Here is a 4,453-nt window from a genome sequence, read left to right as displayed (position 1 = left end):
CGGCATTCCTCTTTTAAGAACGGATCGTTTTCTTGAATGCCTTTGATATATTCCGTAATCTTCGGCGCAATCAGTGTACGCTCAGTCGGTAATCCTCTATATACGAGCGTGTTGAGAATACTCATCGGAAGCTTTACATGATGCTTTGATTTATCCGTCGTGTTTACGAATGTCCGGATGGACTGCTGCGGAAGATACATATCCGGTCCATCTCCCAGGGGAACGATGTGACCTAAAGCTAAGTCTTCTGCATAGTTTTGAATAATGACGTTTTTCCACTGCCATTCGTGAATCGGCATGAAATAATAATCTTCACGCTTGTATCCTTTCTCCTGCATGACATTTTCAAATCGGGCCTTCGTACTTCCATCCAGCTCATGTTCCATCAACGCTTCGAAATTCAACCCTTCAACGGATTGGAATGTTGCCCGGTCTTTATGGACGGCAATCCAGGACAGCCGGATTTCCTTCTGATTTTCAGGGGCGAAGTTCAGGTAATCGTCGTAGCCGAATCCGATCCTCCCTTTATTGTATGTAATCCACGGATGGCCGGTCATCTCCCCCTCCAGGATGGCGTAGTCGACATCGACCAACTCATCGGATGTTCTGGACTCCTTGGACAGGATATGGGCATCAGCAAGCAGTGTATGGTTCAATTCCTTAATCAAATGCCCCGCCGTCTCCGGTGACATGCCTATCATCTTCTGAATGTCCAGCAGGAACTCAATCGCGCTCGCAGCCTCCTTCCACTCTCCGTCCGCAAAAACTTCAATCGAATCATGCTTCACGTCAAAACTATCAAATAAGCGTTCCGCCGCGGAAAAGCGATACTTTTTCTGTTCTGAAATCGACAGTTCGTATCGATCGATTTCGCCCTCCTGATCGATCATCTCTGGATGAAGCATGTCCTCGTACATATATTCCGAAAACATTTTTGCGAGAAGTTTTCGATTCACTTCTATCCATGTTCTCTCATCCAACACTTTTTCTACTTCATTGATAAATAGCATCGTTGCCCTCCTTCAATTTCTGTACCTTTATAAAATTCGCCGCCTTCCCTCTATTCCGCCGTTTTGGTTCCGTTCATTGCTTTGTTTCTATACGTTGCTGCACCAACAATGATAAGATGAAGCGCAAAAATGAAGGCGGCAGCGATAAACGGCGAAGCTAACGAATAATCCTCCACCAGCGCCAGAGCGCTTAAAGGCGCTAATAGCAGCCCGAGGTTTTGGAAAGACGATAGAATGCTGTAATGATAATGAGCATTTTGGCTCCGCTGAAACAAATAAATATCCAGGATTGCCTGGCAGATGGCCAGACAGAAGCCGAACAGACACCGGGAAAAAATAAGCCATCCGAGACCCGGGCTAATGCCCTGCACGATCAAACTGAGGAATAATAGCCAGCCCGATATCTTATAAAAAGACGGGAGTTTTTCCAGACTGCACCGCTTTATGACAGGGAGCGCCAGTACGGCCATTAGGCTCGGAATCAAGAATAAGATGCTGCTGCTGACGAAAGAAGTATGAAAGGTCCCCTCCGTAAAAATAGTGAAAAACGGGCGGATAACATTGACCGAAAAGTGCAGGGTGAAAATAAGCAGGGCCATTTTCACGAAAAACATTATGTTGACCTCATTCTTCTCTGTCCCCTGTACATCGTTTTCTTCCGATTTATCCACTACAGATTCAAACGTAGTTTTATTCCTAAAGCTTTTCTTGAAAACTATGAAGCAAACAATCCCTTGCAGCAGGTCTAGCAGAGCAATCCACCAGAAGATTTGTAAAGGGGCTGCAAGGTTGATGACCCAGCCGCTGGTTATCGTCGAGGCGATAATCGCTGACTGAAGTACCGCATGATACGTTCCCGTCACCTGTTTCTTTTCGCTTCCGGCTGCCTGAATCATAATCGTATACAGCAGCAAGTAGCTGCTTTTGAATATCAATAGCATAATAGAAAACACAAGGAATTGCTGTTCGTTTTCCGATATAGCCATTAAAGCGCATGAAATGGCGGTCCCTGCCTGTCCGGCAATCAACAGTCGCTTACTGTCTATTTTTTTTGAAAGAAAGCCCCAGACGGGGGAAGCGAGAACCACGGTTAATCGGCAGGCAAATATATACCACCCGGTAAAACCGTAATCCTCCACGCCGAACACTTTTTGAAAGAACTGCGGATAAAACGGGGACAGCAGAACTTCCGTATAGACAAACAGGAACACGCAGGTGAACAATACAACCGAGACTATACGCTTATCGTCACGCATTTCTTCCCTAATCCAAACGTTTGGAAAACATTCTTTTCATGGACCGGATATACTTCTCTTCCTGCAAGATAATTGATAATGACAGAGTTGCGGTAGGCTCCCAAACCAAGATCCGGCGCGCCGACACCGTGCGTATGCAGCTCGCCGTTCTGAACGAAAATTGCATTCGGCGTGTTGATATGCGTCTTAAGCCGGTAATCGCGCGTCACCTGATACCTTCCCCTATCATCCCAGCAAATAAGATTCTTTATGCCTGAGAGAAAACCCGGTATGCCCGGTCTGTATCCGGTACCGAGAATCACGACATCTGAGCTGTGCTCAAACGCTTCCTCTTTTATCCATTGCAGGCAGCGCAAGGACCACGCACCCTTCCTTTCCTCTATATCCAGCACTTCCGTCATGGATTGAAGCTGGACATCGGGCATTTCTTCGGCAACAGAACGTTCATAGAGCAAATCGTAAATATCAGCAATCGTTTTCGCGCTAATGCCTTTATAGAGCAAATCCTGTTCGGGCAATATCTCATCTTTCTTATCCTGCGGCAGGTTATAGAAGAAATGAATATAATCAGGCGAGAAATACTCCAGCCCCAGCTTCGAGTATTCCATCGGGAAAAAGCCTTTTGATCGGGTGAACCAGCTGAGTTTGAAACCAAATTTGCTCTGCTCTTTCACCAAATCGTAGAACACCTCGGCCGCGCTCTGTCCCGAACCGATCACGGTAACGGACTTTGCCCCCAAACAATAATGTTTCTTCTCCAGATACTGCGAAGAATGGAAGACCGTATTGCCGAGTTTGCTTCGCAAATGTTCCGGCACGAACGGCTGCGTCCCGGTCCCGATAACAAGATGCTTGCTGAAATAGCGCTCTACGGCTTCTGTTCCTGTATCTCTCACATGAACTTCATATAAGAATTCCCCGTTCAATTCAAAAAGAGCTACGTCGATTACTTCCTTGCCAAAGCGGCACTCTTCCAATTGATCGGCTGTCCAACGGCAATAATGATTGTATTCTTTTCGCGGAATCTTGAAATTCTCCAGGAAATAAAAATGATAGAGCCGCTTATGCTCCTGCAGATAGTTAAGAAAGCTGAATCTGCTTTTCACATCCGCCATACTGACGAGATCGGCCAGAAAGGGAACCTGCAGGGTCGTTCCCTCAATCAGCATGCCCGAATGCCAGTCGAATTCCTGCTTTTTCTCAAAAAATACGGCATCAAGCTCAGGAACGCTATCAAGCAGGGCCGCCAGTCCCAAATTAAAAGGACCGATGCCAATGCCGATGATGTCAAACACACTTTCAGGCTCTTTGCGTATCAAAGACATGCTTCCACTTCCTCTCAAAATTCTCTCTATGGCAAAACATCAACAATCCGGTCTTATCGGGAAGCTCTATCGGCTTAACCGGCTCAAAACCACATGTTTCGAATATGTGTATCATCTTCTTGTTTCGGATGTCCGGTTCCGCTACAATCTTTTTCGTCCGGGCAGTTAAGAACTGAAAGCGAACCATCGCCCGCAGCAGCGGGAGGGCGTAGCCTTTTCCGAGAAATTCTTTCTCTCCGATGAGCAAATGGATGCCCTGATCGAACAAATCATACGGATAGTAATCTTCGATAATATCCCCCTTGACCCAGTAGGCTTCCCAATAACTCATCGGGATTTCTTCAATGCAACCTAAATAAAGCGTCTGATGCTGATCGTTTAAAAATTTCTCCAAATGCCGCTTGTATTTTTCCAGAGAAATATTTAGCTTCCAGAATGGAATCACATGCTCTTCCTGCATCCATCTGTGGAGCAAGTGCAGGTCTCGTTCGTACTCTACTTTGACGAAGGAGATCGTCTTGTTTATGTCTTGATCGAATTGCGTATAGCTGCTATTCACGGGCCACTCCCACCTTCTGAAGCAAAGGATTTTTGATCATCGTGTATACCGACTGTGCTTCCAGCGATCCGACCAGTTCATCCATATCGTGGAATCGGGTCAGCAGATTGGCTTTGCACGGCAACCCGGGCGCATAAAGCAGGCTATGCAGCAGGCTGCTTGTTTCGCCCGTTTGTCTATAATGGAAGTCCAATCTATCTCTTAAGATTTGAAGCAGCTTCTCCTCCCGAACAAGTCCTGCGGTTCCAAAACCGTTGATCAGGCCAAATAAATGATTAAAGAAGAAGTAATAACGCAGCCGCT

Annotated in this window: 5 protein-coding genes; all 5 read right to left on the bottom strand. The window is 46.3% G+C overall.

The features are described from left to right. Positions 1-1,010: IucA/IucC family protein (locus B2899_RS12915; protein WP_286886341.1), on the bottom strand; the 1,010-nt coding region annotated here is incomplete at its 3' end. Positions 1,011-1,060: 50 nt separating this feature from the next. Then, positions 1,061-2,266, bottom strand: a complete 1,206-nt coding sequence (locus tag B2899_RS12910) for an MFS transporter (protein ID WP_286886339.1) — start codon at positions 2,264-2,266, stop codon at positions 1,061-1,063. Further along, the gene (locus tag B2899_RS12905; RefSeq protein WP_286886337.1) at positions 2,245-3,591 is read right to left on the bottom strand and encodes a lysine N(6)-hydroxylase/L-ornithine N(5)-oxygenase family protein; all 1,347 of its coding nucleotides are present in this window, start codon (positions 3,589-3,591) and stop codon (positions 2,245-2,247) included. The genes B2899_RS12910 and B2899_RS12905 overlap by 22 nt, the downstream gene beginning before the upstream one ends. After that, entirely contained in the window at positions 3,566-4,117 is a 552-nt protein-coding gene (locus B2899_RS12900; protein WP_146808249.1) for a GNAT family N-acetyltransferase, read from the bottom strand. Before B2899_RS12900 ends, B2899_RS12905 begins: the two co-directional genes overlap by 26 nt. Before the next feature lie 25 nt (positions 4,118-4,142). Then, positions 4,143-4,453, bottom strand: a 311-nt coding sequence (locus B2899_RS12895) for a ferric iron reductase (RefSeq protein ID WP_286886335.1), incomplete at its 5' end; no start/stop codon positions are given.

It is taken from the genome of Aneurinibacillus sp. UBA3580 (assembly GCF_002375825.1).
In the GTDB taxonomy this organism is placed as follows: Bacteria; Bacillota; Bacilli; order Aneurinibacillales; family Aneurinibacillaceae; genus Aneurinibacillus; species Aneurinibacillus danicus.
Note: the sequence above shows the minus strand (reverse complement) of the source record. Positions and strands in the feature narration are given on the sequence as shown.